The sequence below is a fragment of the Nitrospirillum viridazoti CBAmc genome, from assembly GCF_000730165.1.
Taxonomy (GTDB): domain Bacteria; phylum Pseudomonadota; class Alphaproteobacteria; order Azospirillales; family Azospirillaceae; genus Nitrospirillum; species Nitrospirillum viridazoti.
The window spans coordinates 319,003-340,714 of record NZ_CP022112.1 but is presented as its reverse complement, the minus strand read 5'-3'; the positions used below and the strand labels follow the sequence as shown (position 1 = coordinate 340,714).

Below are 21,712 nucleotides of genomic sequence, written 5' to 3'. Positions count from 1 at the left end.
TGGGGCGCCGTCGCCGTTTATAGGCCGGCCCTATTCCGCGAACTGACGGGCGGCGGTACCCTCCGTGCCCGCGCCAGGCGGCACCTGGAAATCGCCGTTGTCGTTATCAGCCAAGCCCGCCGACTGGCGATAGGCGCGCGGGGTGGTGCCATACCGGTCGCGGAAAGCGCGGCTGAAGTGCGCCGCCTCGTTGAAGCCCCAGCGGAAGCAGATCTGGGAAATGCCGAGATGGGCGAAGGTGGGGTTGATCAAATCATGCCGGCAACGTTCCAGCCGGCGGTTGCGAACATAGCCGCTGAAGGTCTGGTCGACCTCCTTGAACAGCTTTTGCAGATAGCGGGCGGAGCCGCCATATTCGTTGGCCACATCCTCCAGCGTCAGGTCGGGATCGCTGAGCCGCGTCTCGATGATCTGGCAGATCCGCTGCAGCGCCATGGAGCGGATGCCGGCCGAACCGCGCGCCGTCTGCACCTGCGGATTGTCGGCCAGGGCCGTCATCAGGAACTCCGACAGCGCCATGTCGATGGGCCGCAGCGGACCTTCGGTCAACGTGCCGAATGTTTCTGCCAAAGCCTTGAGCATTCCCGAAAGCACGTGCCCAATTCCTGACCGCCCCGGCAAATGCAAAACACCGAAAGATAGCGGCGTTATCAATCGAGGGTTGACGGCCGACTTGGGAATGAGAGCATACAGGACCTGGAATTTGGTGCTGAAGGACAATGAGGCGGGGATTCCCGTCTGGCCATAGATGATATCCTGCGGCGCCAGCTCCAGTTTACCACCCGGATGAGTCAAGGTGGCGCTGCCCTCGATCAAGACAATCAGCCAAACGGCGTCCAATTTCTTCATCAGACGGCCGGATATTTCCTGCGGTGAGGAAGTGATGCGGGCGAATTCGATGCCAAGAGGCGACTTCAGGCACAACAATTTGGCGAAGAAGTCTTCATCTTCTGGCAAATGGTCCAGTGGAAGCTTCAGTTTTTCCAGCGCGTCGCGCCATACATCGCGACGCTGCTCGACGGGGAACTGATCGGTGATCAAGTGCCATGCGGTCATCGGAACCCTCGCGCCCCCGTGTTGTCAGGCGACAGGCCGCCCCTGCTGGGCGGCCGCGACTACCGGATTAAGCGCAACATCCATACCGTTAAGAATCAAAATCATTTAGCCGGCAGGCGGCCGCATGCGCCAGGCGCGGGCCCCGGCAAGCCGTTGTTTACGTATCAGCGATCGGGGACGCCAGTGGGTCCGGCGGTTCCAGCGAGGAGGTATCGGCAACCGGCCATTCCGCCATCAGCCGCCGTCGCCAGACGCGCGGCGCCTCGCCACTCTGCTTGTTGAAAAAACGGGAGAAGTAGGCCGGATCCTCGAAGCCCAGTTCATAGGCCACGGCAGCAATGGTCTGGCCGCTGTAGAGGATCAGGCGCTTGGCCTCGGTCATCAGCCGATCCTGGATCAGGCCGATGGCAGGGCGCCCCGTAACCGCCAGGCAGGCGGCGCGCAGGGTGGAGGAGGAGGTGCGCAACTCCGTCAGGTAAGCGTCCAGCGGCCGGTGGCTGCGGTAGTGCCGCTCCACCAGAGCGCGGAAGGCCGCCACCAGCGCCACCTGGCCGGAGCGGCCGCCGGCCGCGGTGCTCATCGCCTCGGGCGGGCGCGCCACCCGCAGCATGGCGGCCAGCAGCAGCAGCATATGCCCCTCCGCCGCCGCGCGGTGGCCGGCACCCTGGCCGCGCAATTCACCCAGGATGCCGGCGGCGGCGGCCAGCACGGCGGCGAAGGCCTGCCCCTGCCCCGCCATATCCAGGCAGGAGGGTTCCCGGGCCAGAATGGCGAAGGCGGGATCGCGCTGGGCCAAGCCGCGCAGGATGCGGTCGGACAGGGTGACGACCCAGCCTATGGTGCCGCGGGCGAAGGCGAAGCCATGCACCACGCCGGCCGGCACCAAGATCAGGGTGGGCCCATCGAAGGTCCAGGTGCGCTGGTCCGCCTGCACCTGCCCCGCCCCTTCGCGGATGGCCAGGAACTGCACCAGGTCGCCATGCTGGTGCGGGCGGATGCGCCAATCCACCAAGCTGCTGCGGTCCTCAATCAGCTCCACATGCAGGAAGCGGTCCTCGGCCGTAGCCGGCGCCTCGCCATACAGGGAAAAGACGGGGATGTCCGGACGGCTCATGACCGCCGCGTCGGCGTGGTGGAAAAATGCCAAGAATAGATCGATATGGCCGATAACATGTATCGATAGGCTCGATGGTTCTAGTGCCCCGCCCTGTTAGGTGGGCAGACGGTTATCTTGGGCGATTGTTGCGAAAAAATCCAATTTTTGTGAACCCCCGTCCATTCCAGGACGGCCTTGCCCACCCCTATCGTTCCGGGGTCGGCCGGCCTGATACAGGCGGTCCAGGATAAGAATCCCAGGCTCGGGAGGGCCCACCCCATGGTCGCAACACCCAAGATCCGCACCCAGGTCGGCATCATCGGCGCCGGTCCCGCCGGGCTGTTCCTGTCGGAACTGCTGCACCGGCACGGCATCGCCAGCGTCATTCTCGAATCCCGCAGCCGCGAAGAGATCGAGGGCACCATCCGCGCCGGGGTGCTGGAGAACTGGACTGTCGATCTGATGAACCAGTTGGGCGTGGGGGAGCGCATGATGCGCGAGGGCCATTTCCATACCGGCATCACCCTGCGCTTCAAGGGGCAAAGCCATCACCTGGACATGGTGGAGCTGACCGGCGGCAAGAAGGTGACGGTCTATCCCCAGCATGAGGTGATCAAGGACCTGGTGGCCCACCGCCTGGCCCAAGGCGCGGAAATCCATTTCGGCGTGAAGGACGTGGCGCTGCATGACATCGTCAGCGACCGGCCGTTCATCACCTACGCCCAGGCCGATGGCACGCCGGCTATGCTGACCTGCGATTTCATCGCCGGCTGCGACGGCTTCCACGGCCCCAGCCGCCAGGCCATCCCGGCCGCGGCGCGCAAGGAGTTTCAGAAGATCTACCCTTATGGCTGGCTGGGCATCCTGACGGAGGCGCCGCCGTCCCACCATGAGCTGATCTACGCCCGCCATGATCGGGGCTTCGCCCTGCTGAGCATGCGGTCGCCGGAGATCCAGCGCCTGTACATCCAGTGCGATCCCAAGGACGACATGGCCCTGTGGCCCGACGCGCGCATCTGGTCGGAACTGCACCAGCGGTTGGAGACGGTGGACGGCTGGACCCTGACGGAAGGGCCCATCATCCAGAAGGGCATCATCGCCATGCGCAGCTTCGTCTGCGAGACCATGCGCCACGGCCGGCTGTTCCTGGCGGGCGACGCCGCCCACATCGTGCCGCCCACCGGCGCCAAGGGTCTGAACCTGGCCGTGGCCGACGTGCTGGTGCTGTCCCGCGCCCTGGAGAAATTCTACGCCCAGGGCGACGGCGCCGGCCTGGACGCCTATGCCGCCACCTGCCTGGCCCGCATCTGGAAGGGCGAGCGCTTCTCCTGGTACATGACCACCATGCTGCACACCGATGAGGCGGCCAGCCCCTTCGAGCATCGCATCCGCGAGGCCGACCTGGATTACGTCGTCAGCTCCCGCGCCGCCGCCACCGCCCTGGCCGAGAACTATGTGGGGCTGCCCATCTGACCACACGATATGACCCACCCGACGCGGCGGCCACCCGGCCGTCGCGTTGTTCTTGACTGATAGGGTTGATATCAACGTAAATAAGCCATGTCCAAAACACTCGACATCGCCGCCACGGCCCTGGGCACGACGATGCCCGACGCCACCGTGCCCTATGCCACCACGCTGCATGTGCGCGACCATTGCCTGTGCCTGCATCTGCAGCGCGCCGCCCGCCGGGTGGCCCGGCGGTTTGACGAGGCCCTGCGCCCGATGGGCCTGACCAACGGCCAGTTCTCGCTGCTCATGTCGCTCAACCGGCCGATACCCGCCCGCCTCGGCCCGGTGGCCGAGGTGCTGGCGGTGGACCGCACCACCCTGACGGCGGCATTGAAGCCGCTGGAGCGGGACGGCCTGCTGACCGTCACCGTGGATCCGGAGGACAGGCGCGGCCGCGTGCTGGCCCTGACCCCTGCCGGGCGCGACCGGCTGGCGGCGGCTGTGCCCATCTGGCGCGCAACCCATGCGGAGATCGAGGGCTGGCTGGGCACCGGCGATACCGGTCAACCGGGACCCGACCGCCTGCGGGCGGATCTGGCCGCCCTTTTCTAAACGGCAAAAACCGACGGAGGAGTTCGTGACCATGGATGCCCCCACCCTGATCCCAGCCGACCAGTTGGCCCGCGACAATCCCATGCGCTTCCCCAACGAAAGCGCCGAGTACCGCGCCGCCCGCGCCGCCCTGCTGGCGGAGGAGATTGAGCTGCGCCGCCATCTGGAACGGGTGGCGGCGCAGCGCCGCGCCCTGCCACCGGGCGGCCCGGTCACCGGCGATTACCGCTTCGTGGGCGAGGACGGCGCCACCACCGACTTCGCCGGCCTGTTCGGGACCAAAGACACCCTGGTGCTCTACAGCTACATGTTCGGCCCCCAACGCCAACGCCCTTGCCCCATGTGCACCAACCTGCTGGGCGGGTGGGAGGGCAATGCCGCCGACATCGGCCAACAGGTGTCGCTGGCCGTCATCGCCCGGTCACCCATCGACAAGCTGCTGGCCTGGAAGCGGGAACGCGGCTGGCGCCACCTGCGGCTCTATAGCGACGCCGACGGCACCTATACCCGCGACTATTTCGGCGTGCTGCCTGACGGATCGGAAATCCCGGCGCTGAACGTCTTCACCCGCCGCGACGGCACCATCCGCCATTTCTGGTCCGGCGAGATGACCGGCGCCACCGCGGATCCCGGCCAAGACCCGCGCGGCGCACCCGACCCGGCGCCCTTGTGGATGGTGCTGGACTGCACCCCCGGCGGCCGGCCGCCGCACTGGTATCCCAAGCTGGATTACCTGTCCCAAGATTAGTTGGGCCCAAGATTAGTTTGGCCAAGGATAATTCGGCTGATACCGGAAGGATGGGTGCATTGGCGGACGCGTGGCGGGTTCTACTTCAACAACGTCCCGCCCCCAGCCGATGTCCGCCCCATGTCCCGTCCCCTCCGCCACGCCGCCACAGGCCTGTTGCTGGCCTTGGTGCTGACCCAATGCGCCTTGACCACGGTGGTGCGAAACGAGCCGCCACACCTTGTGCAGAAGGCACGATGACGGCGGCCCCTTCCACGGTATCGTAGAGTCCCCTCCCGTGTTTGACGAAGCTGGCCGGATGGACATCGATACCCTGGAAGATCTGCTGGCCGCCGGCCTGGTCCGCGATGCCCGCTTCACCGCCATGGACTGGCGTGACCTGGATGCCGCCGGCTGCCGGTTCGAGGATTGTGTTTTCGAGGATGTGCGCTTCACCGCCGTCGACTTCAGCGACGCCCATTTCAAGAACTGCCAATTCGTCCGCTGCCGCCTGTCGCACGCCAAGCTGCGCGACGCCGTGCTGGAGGAGTGCCGCTTCATCGACCCGGCGGACAAGACCGCCGGCTGCACCCTGGCCTTCAGCGACCTGCGGGCCGCCCGCCTCAGCCGCTGCGATCTGTCCTTCGCCACGCTGGACCGCTGCGGCCTGTTCGACGTGGAGGCGGAAGGCTGCACCTTCTTCGGCGCGCGCTTCCACCTGGTGGACTTCCACCACGCGCTCAGCCGGGCGCAAACGGTGCATCGCGCCACCTTCCGCGACTGCACCTTCGAACTGGCCGACCTGTCGCGCCTGTCGCTGCGCGACGCCGTGATCACCCGCTGCCGCCTGCGGGAAACCGACCTGCACGCCACCGACCTGACGGACGCGGATCTGCGCGACAGCGACCTGTTCCAGGCCATCGTCACCGACGCCAAGCTGGATGGCGCCGACCTGCGCGGGGCGAAGGTCAGCGGCCTGGATATCCGTCAGTTGGCGGGATACAGCGGCCTGAAGATCGCGGGCGACCAGCAGCACCTGTTGCTCGCCGCCGCCGGCATCGACGTGTGCGGAGACGGTGCCTGATCTGCCTTTCCCCCTCGGCGACGCCATCCGCCGCTGGCCGGCCAACACGAGCAGTTCCCAAATACTTCCTCTATTTTAACGCATTAACCCTTTTGGGGATGTGCTAAAAGCACCCCAGGGGCAGATGCCCACACGGGGAATGGGTGTGGGCCCAGCGGGGGGAAGAATTGCAAACGAAGAGCTTTCACTTCGGTGAGTGGCTAGTCGATGCGCAGACCTGCACATTGAGGCAAGACCAAGGGAGTCAAGAGTCGGCCCCGCAGACCTTGAAGGTCGAGCCGCGGGCCATGGACGTCCTGCTGGCCCTGTGTGAGCGCTCGGGCCAGATCCTAAGCGCGGACGACCTGTTGCACCTCTGCTGGGACGGTCTGGCGGTGGGGGAGAACCAGGTCCACAAGGCGATCACGCAGTTGCGCAAGCTGCTGGGCGATACCGCCGGTGACCCCAGGTACATCGAAAACATCCGCAAACGCGGATACCGCACCGTGGCTGCGGTCACCCCCGTCGCGGCGGATGGCAAGACCACCGTCCTGGACATGTGGATCGACACCTCGCCTTTCGTCGGCCTGGACGCCTTCGATGAGAGGCACGCGGCCGTGTTCTTTGGCCGGGACACGGCGATCGCCCAATTGCGCGCGACCGTGGCCGCCCAGATCGCCGGCGGGCACGACTTGGTGCTGATCCTGGGCCCCAGCGGCAGCGGCAAGACATCGCTGGTCCAGGCCGGCCTGATTCCGTCCCTAAGATCGCAGGACTGGCTTTTCCCCCTGCTCGGCACCAGCGTCCTGGATCTGGGCGATGTCCAGGACATTCCCCTGCCTCTGGCCATCGGCGGCGCCCTGCTGGACCTGGAGGTTGATGGACGCCCCCTGCTGCAGGGGCTGAGCGCCGACGCCATCGGAACGGCCCTGGCAGGGGTTGATCGCCCCCTGTTCCTGGACGAAGCGATTGGCCCCCCTCGGGACGGCCGGGCCATCCTGTTCATCGACCGCCTGGAAGCGGTGTTCCACGACGCCACCGTCGGCGAGGCGCAGCGGCAGCAGTTTTTTACCGCGCTGGGTCATTTGGCGCGCAGCGGACATATCCTGGTCATCGCCGCTTGCCGCAACGATTTCTACCCTGATGTCGCCGGCGAACCGTTGCTGATGGCCGCCAAAGCCCGAGGGGGACATTTCGACCTGGGACCGCCGACGCGGGCCGAGATTATCCACATGATCAGGCTGCCCGCCATTGTCGCCGGGCTTCGTTTCGGCACCGATCCGGAAACTGGTGAGCGGTTGGACGACATGCTGTGCGACGCCGCGGCGGACCAGCCGGACGCCCTGCCCCTGCTGCAATACACACTGCACGAACTCTATCTGCAGCGCAGTACCAGCCGCGAACTGACGATCGCCGGCTATCGCGCCCTGGGTGGCCTGGGTGGTGCCATCGGCAGGCGGGCCGACGCCACCCTGGAGGGGCTTCCCGCCACCAGCCGGGCCGCCCTCAGCCGCGTCCTGTCGCTGGTCGTCACGGTGGGCGCCAGCGACGAGGCGGCGCGTAGCCGGCGCATACCCTGGAGCGCCCTGGCCACACCTGAGGAACAGACCCTCGTCGACACCTTCGTGCGGCAACGGCTGTTCGTCTCCCAGGTCTATGACGGTGAACCGGTGTTTGGTGTCGCCCATGAAGCCATGCTGCGGCAATGGCCCCGGGCCACCGCTTGGATCGCTGACCACCGTCGCTTCCTGAAGGCCCGCAGCCGAATGGAGGAAGCGGCGAAGCGCTGGACGGCGGAGGGGCGCCGCGTCGATCTGTTGCTGCCCCGGGGGCAGCAACTGGAAGAGGCGCGGGAATTGGCCGACTTCGCCCCCATCCCCCTGGATGCCGGGGTGCGCGCCTACATCGACGCCTCGGCGGCGCGGGCGCGGCAGGCCGAACGACGGCGCCTGGTGGCCATGGCCAGCTTCGCCGTCATCGCCGTCGTCGCCGGCACGCTGGGCCTGGTGGCCCGCCGGGCGGAAAAGGCGGCGGAACAGCGCAAGCATCAGGCGGTGGACCTGATGAACTTCATGGTCGGCAACTTCGCCGACAAGCTACGCCCTTTGGGCCGACTGGATCTGCTGTCGGACATCGGGGAAAAAGCCCTGAGTTATTTCAGTCAAGAAAACTTGTCATCACTCACCGCAGAAGATCGGAACCAGCAGGCGCGTGCCTTGCAGACCTTGGCCGAGGTGGCGCGATCGCGCGGCGACCCGAAAAGCGCGCAGGTGGCCTTGGCTAGGGCGAAAAGCTTACTTGATACAAATTTGGCAGAGGGCCTGGAAAGCCAGGAGCTGCTGAAGGATCTGGGTGCCGACGCCTTCTGGATGGGCCAAATCAGCCTCGACCAGCGTGACGTGGCGCAGGCCGAGACCTTCTTCCGGGACTATGAACGCTATAGCCAGCGCATGGTGGCGCTGGCTCCCGACGATGTCGACGCGTGGATCGAACTGTCGTACGCCCGCACCAACCTGGGGTCGGCCGCTCAAGCGCGGGGCGACACCCAGGCGGCCCGGACGCTGTTCGAATCCTCCCTCGCCCTGAAACGCCGCGCCCTGGAACGCCGGCCTGACAACCGCAGCCTGCGCAGCGGCATCGCCAACACCCTGTCATGGCTGGGATCCGCCCATGAGGCGGAGGGGGAATTGCGGGAGGCGCTCTCTTTCTTCGGCCAGGAGAAAGAGCAGTTTCTGTCCCTGCGGGCGGCCGCCCCGTCGGAACTGCTATGGACCTTCCGCCTGGTGACCTCACTGTATCGCCGGGCACGTCTGCTTTATGCGCTGGGTGACCTGGACACGGCAGCCGAAGAGCTTGACCAAGCGCTGATCCTCATCCAGGACCTGATGGCCCGTGATGCCAGTAATCAGCTCTGGCAACAAATGCGCATCAAGCTTCGCGTATTAACGGCCGAGATTCTGAACGAGCGCCAAAAATTTGATGAGGCATTGGCCATTCTGTACGCGAACGCCGGAACATTGGCGCAAATCACCGCGCAGGGCGAGGGAAGTGCGGAATGGCAACTGGCCGAGACCGGCAATCAATTTCATGTCGCGGGTACTTTACTACGCATGGGCCGAGCAAATGAATCAGCACACGTTCTACAATCCGCCTTGGACAAACTGCGCATCATGCCCGAAAGCCGCCAACAAGATCTGGATTATCGCCAACAAATGGCACGTGGCCTGTTTCAAATGGCGATGATACATCGCACCAAAGGACAGGATGATCTAAAAGAAAAATTGTGCGAAGAGTCCCTGCCCATTGCTCGCTATCTTATTGATAAAAATCCCAATGACTACTATAATATAGACACTTGGATCCGTATCAATTTGTGCCTCGGAAATAAAATGTCCGTTGGTGGTTACATATCGACACTCGATAAAATTGGATATCGCGACCCAAGTTACTTATTGATCTTGTCACAATTTGAAAAATGAGGAGCCCGCGATGACGACGACCGTCAATCCGCCCCCCCCCATCACAATCACCATCACCGCGATCGCGCCCAACGCTTGGACTTATGAGGGGCCAGGCGTCGATCCGACGACCGGCCACATCACCCTCCCAAACCAAGGCCCAACCCAGATCATCTACCAGCTCGCTGAGGATTTACAGGACACCTACAATCTCGTCTTCGCCAACTTATCCCCGACACATTGCATAACCGCGCAGGTCACCCAGATCACCTATGGTGATTCGACGATCACGATCAATGACGCGAATGACTGGGGCCCCGGCGCCACGGGCCGCCGGCCGTTCGGCTTTATCCTGGTCGCCCGGCTGAACGATGACACCGGGACCGCCATTCTCAGCCCTGACCCTGAGGTTGACAACAATCCGCCGATCCGGCCGCCGGTGGCCTGATCTTCGGAATGAGATGACACGATCCCTGGCTCCGGCACCGCCGGGGTCAGGTCCGTGTCGGCACGTTTTTCGAAACGACCGGGGCCGATCACGTATGAACCGGGGCGTCGCCGCAGGGGGTTGCCCGGTGGCGTTGCCCCGGCCCTGACGGCGGCGGGGTCTACCGCGTCAGCGTGGAAAGTCAGCCTGGAATTTGGCGCGATACCGGTTCGGCGAACTCGATGCGCATCATGGCATCCGCCCAGTCGGCCAAGCGCCTCAACCCAGCGTCGGCCCATTGGTCCGGCGGGCCGGTATCGATCATGGCACACACCTGCCGGCAGTCGTTCCGAATGGCCGCCAAGGTGTCCATGGCGAATGACTGCCGCGCGGTGGCGTCGGCCAGCCTGTCGATCATCAGGATCAGCTGGGCGGCTTGGCGCAGCGCCGGTTCGGCACCGGCCCACCAGTCCAGAGCCAGCCTCGCCGTCGCCAGGACATCCGCCGGAACCGGCGACGGCCGGGCGACGGCCGGTCCAATCTGGACGATGCCGCGCGCCGTCAGGATGGCCCCATTCCCCCCAGCCGCCAACCCAATGTCGGTGATGGCGACCACGATGGGCCCGCCTTCAGCCAACAAGTTCCCCACCAAGCATTCCGAAGCCGCGTCCAGTTGGCCTTCCATCGTGGCCATGATGGCCCGGAAGCGCGTAAGGTCGTCGCCCTCCATCACCGAACCCAGGTGCCGGGCGATACCCCTCAGATGGCCGACATAGCTGGCCCCCATCGCCAGTTGGTTGGCCACCACGTCGAAGAGCGCATGGATGGCGGGCCCTGCGGCTCCCGGCCGGCTGACAAGGGCCTGGTACCTTCCCCGGTCGCCCCGCCCCTCCCGGACCAGCTGCCGGCAGTTCAGCGCCAGGGCGATGATGCCATGGCCGATCAGGCCCTGGTGGAATCCTTTCCACAAGGTGTTCTGCCAAAATCCGTATTCCGCCGCCAAGCCGGGCGCCTGCCGGGCTACGAACGCCGGCATCCGGCCGCTTCTGAGGGCACTGAGGCAACGGGCCAGCGCGATCAGCCGATTGCAAAACTCCAGGATGGGAAGCGGCATGCCACTCATGGAGATGCCGCTCATGAAGGCAGGGACGGCAGCCGAACCATACCGCCGTCGGGCATCATGCGGTGAAGGTCCCCCTTGCCGTCACAGTGGTAGGCCACGTCCGTGTCACTGGCGAAGATGGCCGTCGCTTCCGAGGTCACATAGGTTCGGCACGGCGGCTGCACCCTCGTATCAATATGCCAGAGGGCCCCCGCCCCGGAGGCGATGCCCAACTGCTCACCGGTCGACAGCTGGGCGATGGCGTTGATGCAGGCCCCCACCTGCCGGGGCGTGCCACCGGCCAGCGCATCGTAAAGGTAGGCACGGTTGTCGGCATCCACCATGCCCAGCTTGTTGCCATTGGCCCGGATCGACAGATAGGCAGCGCGCCCCACCCGTCCCCAATTCTGACGGGCGGGATTGTAGCGGTAGAGCGTCTGGCTGTTGTTGGTCAGGGCGAAGACGACGCCGCCGGCGACGGCGATCTGGGCGGCGACGTCCGGTCCCGGCAGCATGGGCAAGGCCGTCCAACTTTTGCCCATGCCGTTATAGCGGTGCACCCGCCCGTCCCCCGCGGCCTGGTTCACCGCGTAGATGGTGCCCTGCCCCACGGCGATGCACGACGCAGGGAAGGCGGAGATGGTGGTCCAGGCCTGGGTGAAGCGGTCATACAGCTTCACATGATAGCTGGAGGAAGCCCCCGTGCCGGATTGAACGGAGGCGACCGGCGCCCCATCGATGGCCACAAGGTCGTAGCCATCGCTGACGCAACTGAGGGCCGTGACCTGCATGTCGGTCCAGCCGGGTGACGACGGGGAATGATGGTACATCCGCCCCGAGGCGGCGATACGGAAGACGTCGTCGCCCGCCACGGCGACGGTGGTGGGCGCGCTGAGGTGCGCGGGCGACGGCCACAAGTGCAGGGACAGGGCATCGGACAGGCCCGCATCGGCCATGACGGCGCCCCACTCCCTCCGCGCAGCCGACAGGTCGCCGTCGTCCAGCGCGGTCGACACCTCGGACGGCAAGCGCCCCAGCAGCCAGGCCAACGCCGCCAATTCCTCCTGGGCGGCCTGCACCATGGGTGCTACGCCCATCAACTGGACCCCCATTCCCGCCAGCAGCATGGCCGCCGCCTGTCCCTGCCGCCACCGGTCGAGCTTGACCTCGATCAGCGCCTCAAGCTTGCCCAGCTGGCCTTGGATTAGGGACAGGTCGATGCCACCATTGTGCGTGCCGACAACCCCACCTGGGATCATCGACCAGCCCAAGGGATTCCAGCACATCGTCAATCCCACCACCCCCACGGCCACGGAGGAGGCGCCGCCCAGGCCGGCGTCAATGATGCGGCTGGTCTCGGCCGCGATGCAGGCCTGGGCATGGTGGACGGCCATGGTCATGGCCTTGGCCTCGCCAGCATGGGTCGCCAACAGTTGCCCAAGGACACCGGTTTGGGGGGCAGCCCCCAGGGCCGTGGCGGTGGTCGCCAGCCATTGACCCTGCTGGGTGACCATGCCGAGCAGGGCGGAAACCGCTTCACTCCGTCGCCGAACGGCCCTTTCGCAGGCTTTCAGGGGATGGGCGCACGGCAACCGGCCGGCACCTTGGCCGGACCGCCCCGCCAAGGCGTCGTCCAGAACGCGGGTCATGTCCGCTAGCAGACGCGGCAACGACGCCAGTTGGGAAAAGACGCTGGGCAGTTCGGCGCCCCGCCGGGGCGTGATCCAGGTCCCGGCCTGCGCCTGAAACGTCGCGAACTGATCCCGGAAGGCATCATACGATGCTTGTGGTGACGGCACCCCGGATTGCGGAAAGGGGGATTGCGGTACGGGATAGGCGTCCCCGAATTGGATGGCCGGCATCGACGCCTGCGTCAGCGCGAAAAGATAGCTGCTGGCCGCCGCCAGGCTGAAGGTCGCGGCCGTGGTCCGCTCCGCCAACGTCTGGGCGATGCGGCCCAGCCTGGTCGCCGCCGGCCTGCGCGCCGGCAACCGGGCATGGACACCAGGGCCAACCAATATGCGGCGCCCCAGGGTCGCCTCGGGCGTCATGATGGCCGGCATCGTCGCGTTCATGCCCAATTCCCCTCCGCTGCAGTTCCTGCCGCTTCCCAAGGAAAGCTGGCCGACGGAGGTTAAGTCGGCTGTTCGCGCCCCAGTCCTTCTGAAATTCTTCTATATGACAAAATATTGATTTTATTAGTTTTTTCTCAAGAACGGAAATCATGCGAAAAAGGCCCGGTCGGGCGGACCGGGCCTTTCCAGCACCTCGAAGGGAAACGGTCAGCAGTCGAAGAACACCGTTTCCTTGTCGCCCTGCAAATGGACGTCGAAGCGGAAGGTGGGCACGTCCGATCCCCCTTGGCCCCCGGCCTGCCGCGTGGCGATCAGGGTCTGGCGGCGGTTCACCAACTCGATGGACAGCAGCGCGGGGTCGGCGGCGTTGGCCTCAGGACGGTCATCGAAATAGACGCGGGTGTGCAGGTGGATGTTGATGCCGCGCGCGAACAGCAGCAGGGAGCAGTGCGGCGCCTGTGGCCGGCTGTCGATCCAGGGCGTGGCGCCTGGACGGATGGTCTCGAACCCCCACAGGCCCGTCTGCGGGTCGGCGCCGACGCGGCCCCAGCCCCGGAAGCCGGGGGCGTTATAAGCGCCGGTGCTGTCGGCCTGCCACAGTTCCAGCATCACGTCGCGCAGGGGATGGCCGGAACCGTCCCACACCACGCCCTCGATGCGGATCTGCTCGCCCGGCACGCCGCCGCCCGCCAGGACGTGCAGCTTTTCCTGGGTGCGGAGGTTCAGGCCGGCGAAGTGAGGCAGGCAGCCGATGTGGACGTAGGGGCCGCCGGTCTGCGAGGGGGTTTCCTTCAGGTATTGGACAGGCATGGCTCAGTTCCCCTCCGGCCGGTTCTCAAAGAAGGTGGAGCGGCGGCCGCGCAGCACGATGTCGAAGCGGTAGACCAGGCTATCGAAGGGCACCATCTCGTTCATGTCGAGCTTGGCCACCAGCATGTCCACCGCCGCCTTGTCGCGGATGGTGCCGATGATGGGGCACAGCGGAATCAGCGGGTCGCCCTCGAAATACATCTGGGTCACCAGGCGCTGGGCGAAGGCGTTGCCGAACAGCGAGAAATGGATGTGTGAGGGGCGCCAGTCGCTGTTGTGGTTCATCCAGGGATAGGGCCCCGGCTTGATGGTGCGGAAGAAATAGCGCCCGTCGTCGTCGGTAACGCAGCGACCGCAGCCACCGAAATTGGGGTCCAGCGGCGCCAGGTAATGATCGTTGCCGTGGCGGTAGCGGCCGCCGGCGTTGGCCTGCCAGACTTCGACCAGGCTGCCCTTCACCGGGCGCCCCATCTCATCAACCACGCGGCCGTGGACGATGATGCGCTCGCCAATGGCCTCGCCGCCGGTGGTGATGTAGTTGCGGATCAGGTCGTTGTCCAAAGGATCCAGGTCGCCATGGCCGAGCACCGGGCCGGTGCGCTCGCCAATCGACTGGCGCAGGGACACCAGCGCCTTGCCCGGCGAGCGCAGGACGGACGTCTTGTATGGCGGCGTGAAGGCCGGCGGATGCCAGGCACGGTCGCGCCGGGCGAACTCTCCAGTATCGCTACTCATCTCAGGTCCCGTCCTCCCGGGATTGGTTCTTGAGAGGCGGGCCACGATGCGGCGCCCACATCTTTCACCCCCACCCTAGACCAATCGATGGTTCTGAAAATCCCATGCATGGGCATATAATCCATCGATATGGTTCATGGATTGGTGGGGGCATCGTTGGGCAGTTTCGATCATCTGGGGGTGGACGGGCACCTGCTGCGCCTGTTCGTGACGGTGTATGAGGAGGGGTCGGTCTCCGCCGCTGCCCGGCGGCTGGACATGGCGCAGTCGGCCGTCAGCCACGCGCTGAACCGCCTGCGCCGCCTGGTAGGCGACCCCTTGTTCGTGAAGTCCGGCCGGCGCATCGTCGCCACCCAGCATGCGGAACGCCTGGTGCCCCAGGCGCGGTTGCTCATGGATGGGTTGAAGGCCCTGACGGCCGGTGACGGCTTCGACCCGGCGCAGGCCCGCTTGTCCTGGACGGTGGCGGCCAACGACTTCCAGCGCGACCTGTTGCTGCCCCGCTTTTACGCCCGGGCGGCGGCGCAGTTGGCGGACCTCCGCCTGCAGGTCATCCCTTCCGGCCGGCCGACCAACGAGATGCTGCGGGAGGCGCGCTGCGACCTGCTGATCTCCCCCGCCCCGCCGGAAGGGCTGGACATCATCCAGAAGCGGCTGTTCGACGACCGCTATGTCTGCGTCTTCGACGGCGCGCGGCGGGCCGCCCCCGCCAGTGCCGCCGCCTTCCTGGCCGGGCGCCACGTCACCGTGGTCCACCCCTCGGCCGACCCGCTGAACTTCGACAAGGCACTGGAGGGGTTGGGCATACACCGCGACGTGGTGGTGTCGGTCGCCAACTTCTCAGGCCTGGCGCCCTTCCTGCGCGGCACCGACCTGATCGCCTGCATTCCCGGCCGGCTGCACAGGGTAGAACTGCGGGAGTTCCACGCCGCCCCTCTGCCCGCCGACCTGCTGGCCGCCGCCCCGCCGGGCACGGACGCCCTGCGCATGTACATGGCCTGGCACCTGCGCAGCCAGCACGACCCCGCCCAAGCCTGGCTGCGGGCACAGTTGGAGGCCGTGGTGCGGGACGTCGGAGAGGCCCCTAACTAGCCGTAGGGATGAGGGCGGGCATTTTTACGTCCTCGTCGCACTTCTTCAGCATGCGAGCCGTATCGCTGGAGCGCCCCGCGACCTGGCGGCAAGACCGAAGCGCCAAATGGAAGATCAGATCGAAATCCTGGAGCTGGGGCTCGAAAGACAAATCCGGCGTCTTTAGAACGCGATGAATCTCCGCCGTCACTTCTTCCATATTCTTGAAAGGTTCGGCCCGTCTCTCCTTTTGGACGGCATAGGCGATGCCCTCGAGCGCCGACCGGTACGTCGCCGCCATGCGATGCCCGGCGAGCGCCAAGTCACCCGCTGTCTTGGCGACATCCAGGGCCAGGCGCAGATAGTTCTGGCCGATCAGGTCGTCCGCCACGTCGCCGAACTTCTCCCGGGGAATCACGGACAAGGCCAGTTTGTAGATGCGCCCTTCCAACGCCGGCACCTGGGCTTCGAATTCCGCGGCGTAAACGGTACAAAGCTTGGCCATCGCCGCGCAGTCCTTATTAACGGACGCAATGTTCCTCATTTCCACCAGCTGATGGGTCACGCGGCCCAAGGCCCAAACATAATCATCCGCATCATTGGCGTTGCTGATGGTTTGCTCACCCGCCGCCGCGATTAGCGCCGTGGCGATGGCCACGCGGTAAACTTGTGCGTTTTTGGACGGCATGGGCAGCAGATGGTCGTCCATCATCGCCCCTGAAATCCCGCCAGCCCGATGAAGATCAGAGTCCACCATTTGGCGCGCTGGCACACACCCGCTGAGCAAGCCGCCCAGCATCACCGCCACCGCCCACGCCCCATACCATCCCGTGACCATGGCCGCCCCCGCATTCCATGAGATCCCGGTAGTTAAACCTATAGTATGGGCACCATCAATATCCTCTCGTTATTCGGGCGATGGTCTGCCTGACCTAAGCCCCCGCCGCGTCCAAGCCCGCGAACACCTCCGCCGCCTGATGGAAGGCGGTGTTGGCGGCCGGCACGCCGCAGTAGATGGCGCTCTGCAGGATCACTTCCTTGATCAGGTCCTTGGACACACCATGCTGCAGGGCGGCGCGGACGTGCATCTTGAACTCCTCCCCCCGGTTCAGGGCGATCATCATCGCCAGGGTCAGCAGGCGGCGGGTGGGGTGGTCGATCGCGGGCCGCGTCCAGATCTCCCCCCAGGCGTAGCGGGTGATGAGGTCCTGGAACTCGGTGTTGAACTCGGTGCGGCCGGCCAGCGCCCGGTCGACATGGGCCTCCCCCAGCACGGACTTGCGGGTGGCGAGGCCCAGGTCGAAACGGTCTTGCTCATCCATGGGGGCTGCTCCTCAGGCCAGGAAATCGGTCAAGGCGGCGGTGAAGGCGTCCGCCTGCTCGACATTCGACAGGTGTGCTGCGTCCAGCAGGGTCAGCCTGCTGCCCTTGATGTTGGCGTGCAGTTCCTGCGCCTTCTCTGGCGGGGTGGCGGGGTCCTGGGTGCCGCCGATGACCAGGGTGGGCACGGCGATGGCCGGCAACTGCGGCCGCTGGTCCATGTCGCGGATGGCGGCGCAACAGCCCACATACCCCTGCGGCTTGGTGGCCAGCAGCAGCCGGCGCACCCGATCCACGGCATCCGGCTGGGCGGCCACGAAGCCGGGGGTGAACCAGCGCTGGATCACCGCCTCGGTGACGGCCGCCATGCCCTGGGCCGCCACCAGGTCCATGCGCCCCTGCCAGCTTTCCGCCGGGCCCATGTAGGCGGCGGTGTTGGCCAGCACCAGGCAGTCCAGCCGCTGGCCAGCGTTGATGCCGAGCCACTGACCCACCATGCCGCCCTTGGACAGGCCGCAGAACCGGAAGCGATAAATGTCCAGCTCATCCAGCAGGCCCAGCACATCCTGGCCCAACCGCTCCATGGTATAGGGGCCGGCCGGCGCGTCGCTGGCGCCGTGGCCCCGGCTGTCATAGCGGATGACGCGGTAGTGTTGGGCCAGGGCCGCCATCTGCGGTTCCCACATCGCCATGGCGGTGCCCAGCGAGTTGGACAACACCAGGGGCGGCGCATCGGCGGGACCGTCGATGCGGTAGCTCAGATTGCAGCCATCATCCAGGGTAATCAACGGCATGGTCCATTTTCCTCATGCGTCGCGGGAAGATTCGCGGGCGGCCAAGGCCCTGGCAACGAACTCGGGCGCCATGCCCAGGTAGCCGGAGGGATCCAACGCCGCCGCCAGTTGCTCCGGCGACAGGTGGGCCGTGACCTCCGGCAGCGTGGCCAGCACGTCGCCCAGGCCGCGGCCTTCGGCCACCGCTTGGCGGCTGGCCTTTTCCACCAGGCTATGCGCGGGGCCCCGGCCCAGGGCCTGCCCCAGCGCCATGACCACCGATTCCGACATCAGCAGGCCCCGGGTGAGGTCAAGATTAGTGCGCATGCGGACGGCATCCACCTCCAGCCCGGCCATGGCGTCGGCCATGACCCGGAGGCTGCCGCCCACCAGGCGAAAGATTTCCGGCAAGGTTTCCCACTCCGCATGCCAGCCGCCCAGGCCGCGTTCCTGCTCCTGCGGCAGGGCGGCGAACAGGGTGGCGACCAGGGGCGGTACGCGGGTGGCCGCGGACAGCGCGACGGCGCAGGCCACGGGATTGCGCTTGTGCGGCATGGCGGACGATCCGCCTTTGCCGGCCTCCGCCGGCTCGAACGCCTCGCCCACCTCGGTCTGCATCAGCAGCGACAGGTCGCGGGCCATCTTGCCCAGCACGCCGGCCACTAGGCCCAGCGCCGCGCCCAGCGCCACCAGCCGGTCGCGGTGGCCGTGCCAGGGCAGATCGGGCAAGGCCAAGTCTAGGTCAAGCGCCAGGGCCGCCGCGACATCCAGACCCCGGTCGCCCAGGGCGGCCAGCGTGCCGGCGGCGCCACCGAACTGCAGCACCAGGCAATCCTGCCCGGCCGTGGCCAAAGCCCGGCGGGCGCGACCGACAGCGGCCATCCAACCCGCGGCCTTCAGGCCGAAGGTGGTGGGCAGGGCCTGCTGCATCCAGGTGCGCGCGGCCAAGGGCGTCCCGGCATGGGTGGCCGCAAGGCGGGCCAGATACCCCTCCAGGGTGTCCAGGTCCTTGTCCATCAGCGGCAGGGCTTGGCGGATTTGCAGTACCAGGCCGGTATCCATGATGTCCTGGCTGGTGGCGCCCCAGTGAACGAAGCGGCTGGCGTCGGGATCAGCCGCCGACACCCGTGCCGTCAGTGCCTTGACCAGGGGAATGGCGGTATTGCCGGCCTTGGCCGCGGCATGGGCCAGGGCATCCAGGTCGAAACGGTCGGCCCGGCAGTGGGCGGCGATGGCCGCGGCGGCGCCCAGGGGAATGATGCCCAGCCCCGCCTCCGCCCGCGCCAAGGCCGCCTCAAAGTCCAGCATGCCCTGCAGGGTGGCGGTATCGGTGAACACCGCGTCCACCGCCCCGCCCCGGAACAGCGGGTCCAGCAATCCAGGCATCTCTCATTCCTCCCGCCATTCTTGAAGGGCAGTGGCCACGATAGCACCGGACCGGCGGGAATGAGCCATGCCACGCGCCAAGAACAGCCGTGCAACTGCGAACAAATGTTCGACAGACGAACATATATGGCATCATCATGGCCGCCCCCGGTTCTCGACATTGTTTGGCCACACCGTCTCGGGCATAAAGGAACTGGCTCGGACATAAAGGGGCTGGCGCTTCCCTTGTTGATCAGGCTCTTGGCGATCGGCACGCGCCAGGCCGGCAAGGCGAGCCGGATGCGTGGTTCGCCGGATATGTGCTTAGGATGTATTTGAGTGCGTGACCTGTTTCGCCGTATCGTCCGCCAAGTTGCTTATCGCAGCCGCCTGCTGATCACGCGCACGGCCGATTACGCCGAGTTGCTGCTTTTCCCCCCACCTCCCGCGGTGGGCCGCATCGAGAAAAGCTGGACCGGCCAGGTGTCGCTGGACGGCGCGGCCCGGGTGGCCGTCTTCATGCACTTCGCGCGGACCGACACCATCGCCCCCTATGTCCGCTATCATGTCCGCAAGCTGCGGGAAGCGGGCTTTGCCGTGGTCTTCGCCAGCAATACGCCCTGCCTGAGCGACCAGACGGTGGCGCCCCTGCTGCCGGACGTGGCGTTGGCCTTTTCCCGCCAGAACATCGGTTGGGATTTCGCCGCCTACCGCGAGGCCATCTCGCTGGTGCCGGCGTTGGAAAAGCGCGATATGCTGCTGATTACCAACGACAGTGTCTTCGGCCCCCTCTATGACCTGGATCCCCTGATCGCCCGCGCGTCACCGGCCGAAGCCGACATCTGGGGCAGCACAGACAGCTGGGAGCGCCATTATCACCTGCAAAGCTTCTTCCTGCTGTTCCACCAGCGGGCGTTGCGCTCCGAGGCGTTCCGGCGGTTCTGGGACGGTGTCCGCTGCTTCCGGCGCAAGCATTGGATCATCGAGAAATATGAGATCGGGCTGACGCGGACGCTGCAGGACGGTGGCCTGCGCTGCAAGGCGCTGTTCCCCTATAACACCGTCACCGAAACATTCATGCGGTCCCATACACCGCGAACCGCGCCGCCCAAAGCCGACAGGACGTCGCCGGCCGGGTACGCGCAAATGCTCGCCAACCGCATCAAGGCTTCCATTCCCATCAACCAGACCCATTTTTTCTGGTACGAGCTGACGGTCGGCCTGGGCTTTCCTTTCATCAAACGCGAATTGCTGCAAAAGAATCCGGCCAACATTCCCAATGTTGGTGATTGGGAATACGTTGTATCCAGGGTTTCCAACTATGATACCGGCCTGATCCGCGAGCACCTTTCACCACGGTAGCGTAGAAGTAGCGACATTTCTTTCATGCGTCGACCTGGCGGGTTCGGCCCCCGCGCGATGGTCGACAGCTTTGCTTTCAGAACTCCAGCGTATCGCCTATAATGGGTATTCAAGGCGGGGGATTTATCGGTTTCATGTCTGACACGTTCTTTAAGATGCTCAAGAAGGGTGTCCGACTGCCGATGCTGTTGGTCGACGGCGCGGACTTGGTGCGCTGCCTGGCGGCTCCCATCCTGCCCCGACGGACCACGGTCAAGGCCAGCCTTCCCGGCCACTTGCCACTGGACGGGGCCCGCAAGGTCGCCGTCTTCAACCATTATGACCAACGCGGCATTGTCCATGACTATGTCGTCTATTTCGTCGCCAAGCTGGCGGAGGCCGGCTATGCCGTCATCTTCGCCAGCAACTGTCCCAAATTGTCGGCCAAGGAAACCGGCAAGGTGCTGCCGCATGTCGCCTGGGTGCTGAAACGGCGCAACATCGGCTGGGACTTCGGCGCGTTCAAGGACGCCATCGCCCTCATCCCCGACCCCGGCGCCCTTGATCAGCTGTTGATCACCAACGACAGCATATACGGCCCCCTGCAGGATCTGGCGGAGGTGGTCCGCCAGGCGGACCCGGCCCAGGCGGGTATCTGGGGGTTGACCGACAGCTGGGACCGCCATTTCCACCTGCAGAGCTATTTCTTGATTTTTCATCACGCAGCCCTGAAGCATCCCAGCTTCTTGAAGTTCTGGAAAAAGGTTCGTTATTACCGGCGCAAGCGCTGGGTCATCCGCGATTATGAAATCGGCATGACGCGCTTCTTCCTGCGGGCCGGTATCCAGTGTCGCGCCCTGCTGCCTTACCGCAGCGTGGTTTCAGAAATTTCGAAGCCGCTGAACGAGGCGCTGGACCGGTCCAAGCAGCAGGACGCCGTGGTCGACAACCATGGCAACAGCCAAGGACAGATCCTGCCCTATCTGCGCCAGCTGCAAAAGGCCATCAACCAGGGACGGCCCCTGAACCAGACCCACTATTTCTGGGATTACCTGGTGGCCCGCAAGGCCAGCCCGTTCATCAAGCGTGATCTGCTGCAGCGCAATCCCGTCGGCATCCCCTGCGTGCAGCGCTGGGAGGAGGTCATCCGCGCCTCCTCGCCCTCATACGACACCAGCCTCATCCTGCATCATCTGCAATTGTCGATGCGCAACCGGGTGCATTGAGCG

General features: G+C 65.6%; 19 protein-coding genes. 9 read left to right on the top strand and 10 right to left on the bottom strand.

The genetic code is table 11. The annotated features are described in order from the left end of the window. Positions 1-30: 30 nt before the first annotated feature. Entirely contained in the window at positions 31-1,056 is a 1,026-nt protein-coding gene (locus tag Y958_RS23450; protein WP_088874376.1) for an AraC family transcriptional regulator, read from the bottom strand. 157 nt (positions 1,057-1,213) lie between these two features. Then, positions 1,214-2,170, bottom strand: a complete 957-nt coding sequence (locus tag Y958_RS23445; protein WP_088874375.1) for a helix-turn-helix domain-containing protein — start codon at positions 2,168-2,170, stop codon at positions 1,214-1,216. 261 nt (positions 2,171-2,431) lie between these two features. Here Y958_RS23445 and pobA point away from each other — a divergent pair, with 261 nt between their 5' ends. From pobA to Y958_RS23415, 6 genes are all read left to right on the top strand, one after another. Further along, positions 2,432-3,625 (top strand): 4-hydroxybenzoate 3-monooxygenase, encoded by a 1,194-nt coding sequence (gene pobA, locus Y958_RS23440; protein WP_186291578.1) that lies wholly within the window; start codon positions 2,432-2,434, stop codon positions 3,623-3,625. 87 nt (positions 3,626-3,712) lie between these two features. After that, positions 3,713-4,216 carry a MarR family winged helix-turn-helix transcriptional regulator gene (locus Y958_RS23435; RefSeq protein WP_244909665.1) on the top strand — a complete coding sequence of 168 codons (504 nt, stop codon included), beginning with the start codon at positions 3,713-3,715 and terminating at the stop codon, positions 4,214-4,216. 31 nt (positions 4,217-4,247) lie between these two features. After that, positions 4,248-4,964, top strand: coding sequence for a DUF899 family protein (locus Y958_RS23430; RefSeq protein WP_088874374.1), 717 nt, complete (start codon positions 4,248-4,250; stop codon positions 4,962-4,964). 298 nt (positions 4,965-5,262) lie between these two features. Next, positions 5,263-6,027, top strand: a complete 765-nt coding sequence (locus Y958_RS23425; RefSeq protein ID WP_088874373.1) for a pentapeptide repeat-containing protein — start codon at positions 5,263-5,265, stop codon at positions 6,025-6,027. Positions 6,028-6,314: 287 nt separating this feature from the next. Further along, positions 6,315-9,485, top strand: coding sequence for an nSTAND1 domain-containing NTPase (locus tag Y958_RS23420; protein ID WP_145727526.1), 3,171 nt, complete (start codon positions 6,315-6,317; stop codon positions 9,483-9,485). Positions 9,486-9,495: 10 nt separating this feature from the next. After that, a complete protein-coding gene (locus Y958_RS23415) occupies positions 9,496-9,912 on the top strand; it encodes a DP-EP family protein (protein WP_088874371.1) in 417 nt (138 codons plus the stop codon). Positions 9,913-10,093: 181 nt separating this feature from the next. On the opposite strand, the gene Y958_RS23410 is transcribed toward Y958_RS23415, so the two are convergent. The 4 genes from Y958_RS23410 to pcaH form a co-directional block, all read right to left on the bottom strand. Then, entirely contained in the window at positions 10,094-10,927 is an 834-nt protein-coding gene (locus Y958_RS23410) for a hypothetical protein (RefSeq protein WP_145727527.1), read from the bottom strand. Between the two features lie 98 nt (positions 10,928-11,025). After that, complete coding sequence (locus Y958_RS23405) at positions 11,026-13,068, bottom strand: Kelch repeat-containing protein (protein ID WP_145727528.1); 2,043 nt, start codon at positions 13,066-13,068, stop codon at positions 11,026-11,028. Between the two features lie 207 nt (positions 13,069-13,275). Then, entirely contained in the window at positions 13,276-13,878 is a 603-nt protein-coding gene (gene pcaG / locus Y958_RS23400) for a protocatechuate 3,4-dioxygenase subunit alpha (protein WP_088874368.1), read from the bottom strand. A 3-nt stretch (positions 13,879-13,881) separates the two neighbouring features. Next, positions 13,882-14,613, bottom strand: a complete 732-nt coding sequence (gene pcaH / locus Y958_RS23395; RefSeq protein WP_088874367.1) for a protocatechuate 3,4-dioxygenase subunit beta — start codon at positions 14,611-14,613, stop codon at positions 13,882-13,884. 156 nt (positions 14,614-14,769) lie between these two features. Between pcaH and Y958_RS23390 the strand changes: the two genes are divergently transcribed. After that, positions 14,770-15,705 (top strand): LysR family transcriptional regulator, encoded by a 936-nt coding sequence (locus Y958_RS23390; protein WP_198924857.1) that lies wholly within the window; start codon positions 14,770-14,772, stop codon positions 15,703-15,705. Here Y958_RS23390 and Y958_RS23385 read toward each other — a convergent pair. The 4 genes from Y958_RS23385 to Y958_RS23370 all read right to left on the bottom strand — a co-directional run bounded on the left by Y958_RS23385 (position 15,698) and on the right by Y958_RS23370 (position 19,163). Continuing rightward, on the bottom strand, positions 15,698-16,492 hold the full coding sequence (locus tag Y958_RS23385; protein ID WP_145727529.1) for a hypothetical protein: 795 nt from the start codon (positions 16,490-16,492) through the stop codon (positions 15,698-15,700). The genes Y958_RS23390 and Y958_RS23385 overlap by 8 nt on opposite strands. A gap of 124 nt (positions 16,493-16,616) precedes the next feature. Beyond that, the gene (gene pcaC, locus Y958_RS23380; protein WP_088874365.1) at positions 16,617-17,006 is read right to left on the bottom strand and encodes a 4-carboxymuconolactone decarboxylase; all 390 of its coding nucleotides are present in this window, start codon (positions 17,004-17,006) and stop codon (positions 16,617-16,619) included. 12 nt (positions 17,007-17,018) lie between these two features. Beyond that, entirely contained in the window at positions 17,019-17,798 is a 780-nt protein-coding gene (gene pcaD / locus Y958_RS23375; RefSeq protein ID WP_088874364.1) for a 3-oxoadipate enol-lactonase, read from the bottom strand. A gap of 12 nt (positions 17,799-17,810) precedes the next feature. After that, positions 17,811-19,163 (bottom strand): 3-carboxy-cis,cis-muconate cycloisomerase, encoded by a 1,353-nt coding sequence (locus Y958_RS23370; protein ID WP_088874363.1) that lies wholly within the window; start codon positions 19,161-19,163, stop codon positions 17,811-17,813. Between the two features lie 318 nt (positions 19,164-19,481). Here Y958_RS23370 and Y958_RS23365 point away from each other — a divergent pair, with 318 nt between their 5' ends. Both Y958_RS23365 and Y958_RS23360 read left to right on the top strand, forming a co-directional pair. After that, positions 19,482-20,504 carry a rhamnan synthesis F family protein gene (locus Y958_RS23365; RefSeq protein WP_088874362.1) on the top strand — a complete coding sequence of 341 codons (1,023 nt, stop codon included), beginning with the start codon at positions 19,482-19,484 and terminating at the stop codon, positions 20,502-20,504. A 134-nt stretch (positions 20,505-20,638) separates the two neighbouring features. Continuing rightward, complete coding sequence (locus Y958_RS23360) at positions 20,639-21,709, top strand: rhamnan synthesis F family protein (protein WP_186291577.1); 1,071 nt, start codon at positions 20,639-20,641, stop codon at positions 21,707-21,709. Positions 21,710-21,712: the final 3 nt, after the last annotated feature.

What these genes read in the sequence shown, in the direction of transcription:
- pcaH (WP_088874367.1), bottom strand. Translation starts at nt 14,613, where the DNA reads ATGAGTAGCGATACTGGAGAGTTCGCCCGGCGCGACCGTGCCTGGCAT.
- Y958_RS23415 (WP_088874371.1), top strand. Translation starts at nt 9,496, where the DNA reads ATGACGACGACCGTCAATCCGCCCCCCCCCATCACAATCACCATCACC.
- Y958_RS23435 (WP_244909665.1), top strand. Translation starts at nt 3,713, where the DNA reads ATGTCCAAAACACTCGACATCGCCGCCACGGCCCTGGGCACGACGATG.
- pcaD (WP_088874364.1), bottom strand. Translation starts at nt 17,798, where the DNA reads ATGCCGTTGATTACCCTGGATGATGGCTGCAATCTGAGCTACCGCATC.
- Y958_RS23420 (WP_145727526.1), top strand. Translation starts at nt 6,315, where the DNA reads ATGGACGTCCTGCTGGCCCTGTGTGAGCGCTCGGGCCAGATCCTAAGC.
- pcaG (WP_088874368.1), bottom strand. Translation starts at nt 13,878, where the DNA reads ATGCCTGTCCAATACCTGAAGGAAACCCCCTCGCAGACCGGCGGCCCC.
- Y958_RS23425 (WP_088874373.1), top strand. Translation starts at nt 5,263, where the DNA reads ATGGACATCGATACCCTGGAAGATCTGCTGGCCGCCGGCCTGGTCCGC.
- pobA (WP_186291578.1), top strand. Translation starts at nt 2,432, where the DNA reads ATGGTCGCAACACCCAAGATCCGCACCCAGGTCGGCATCATCGGCGCC.
- Y958_RS23430 (WP_088874374.1), top strand. Translation starts at nt 4,248, where the DNA reads ATGGATGCCCCCACCCTGATCCCAGCCGACCAGTTGGCCCGCGACAAT.
- Y958_RS23450 (WP_088874376.1), bottom strand. Translation starts at nt 1,056, where the DNA reads ATGACCGCATGGCACTTGATCACCGATCAGTTCCCCGTCGAGCAGCGT.
- pcaC (WP_088874365.1), bottom strand. Translation starts at nt 17,006, where the DNA reads ATGGATGAGCAAGACCGTTTCGACCTGGGCCTCGCCACCCGCAAGTCC.
- Y958_RS23410 (WP_145727527.1), bottom strand. Translation starts at nt 10,927, where the DNA reads ATGCCGGCGTTCGTAGCCCGGCAGGCGCCCGGCTTGGCGGCGGAATAC.
- Y958_RS23405 (WP_145727528.1), bottom strand. Translation starts at nt 13,068, where the DNA reads ATGAACGCGACGATGCCGGCCATCATGACGCCCGAGGCGACCCTGGGG.
- Y958_RS23445 (WP_088874375.1), bottom strand. Translation starts at nt 2,170, where the DNA reads ATGAGCCGTCCGGACATCCCCGTCTTTTCCCTGTATGGCGAGGCGCCG.
- Y958_RS23360 (WP_186291577.1), top strand. Translation starts at nt 20,639, where the DNA reads ATGTCTGACACGTTCTTTAAGATGCTCAAGAAGGGTGTCCGACTGCCG.
- Y958_RS23370 (WP_088874363.1), bottom strand. Translation starts at nt 19,163, where the DNA reads ATGCCTGGATTGCTGGACCCGCTGTTCCGGGGCGGGGCGGTGGACGCG.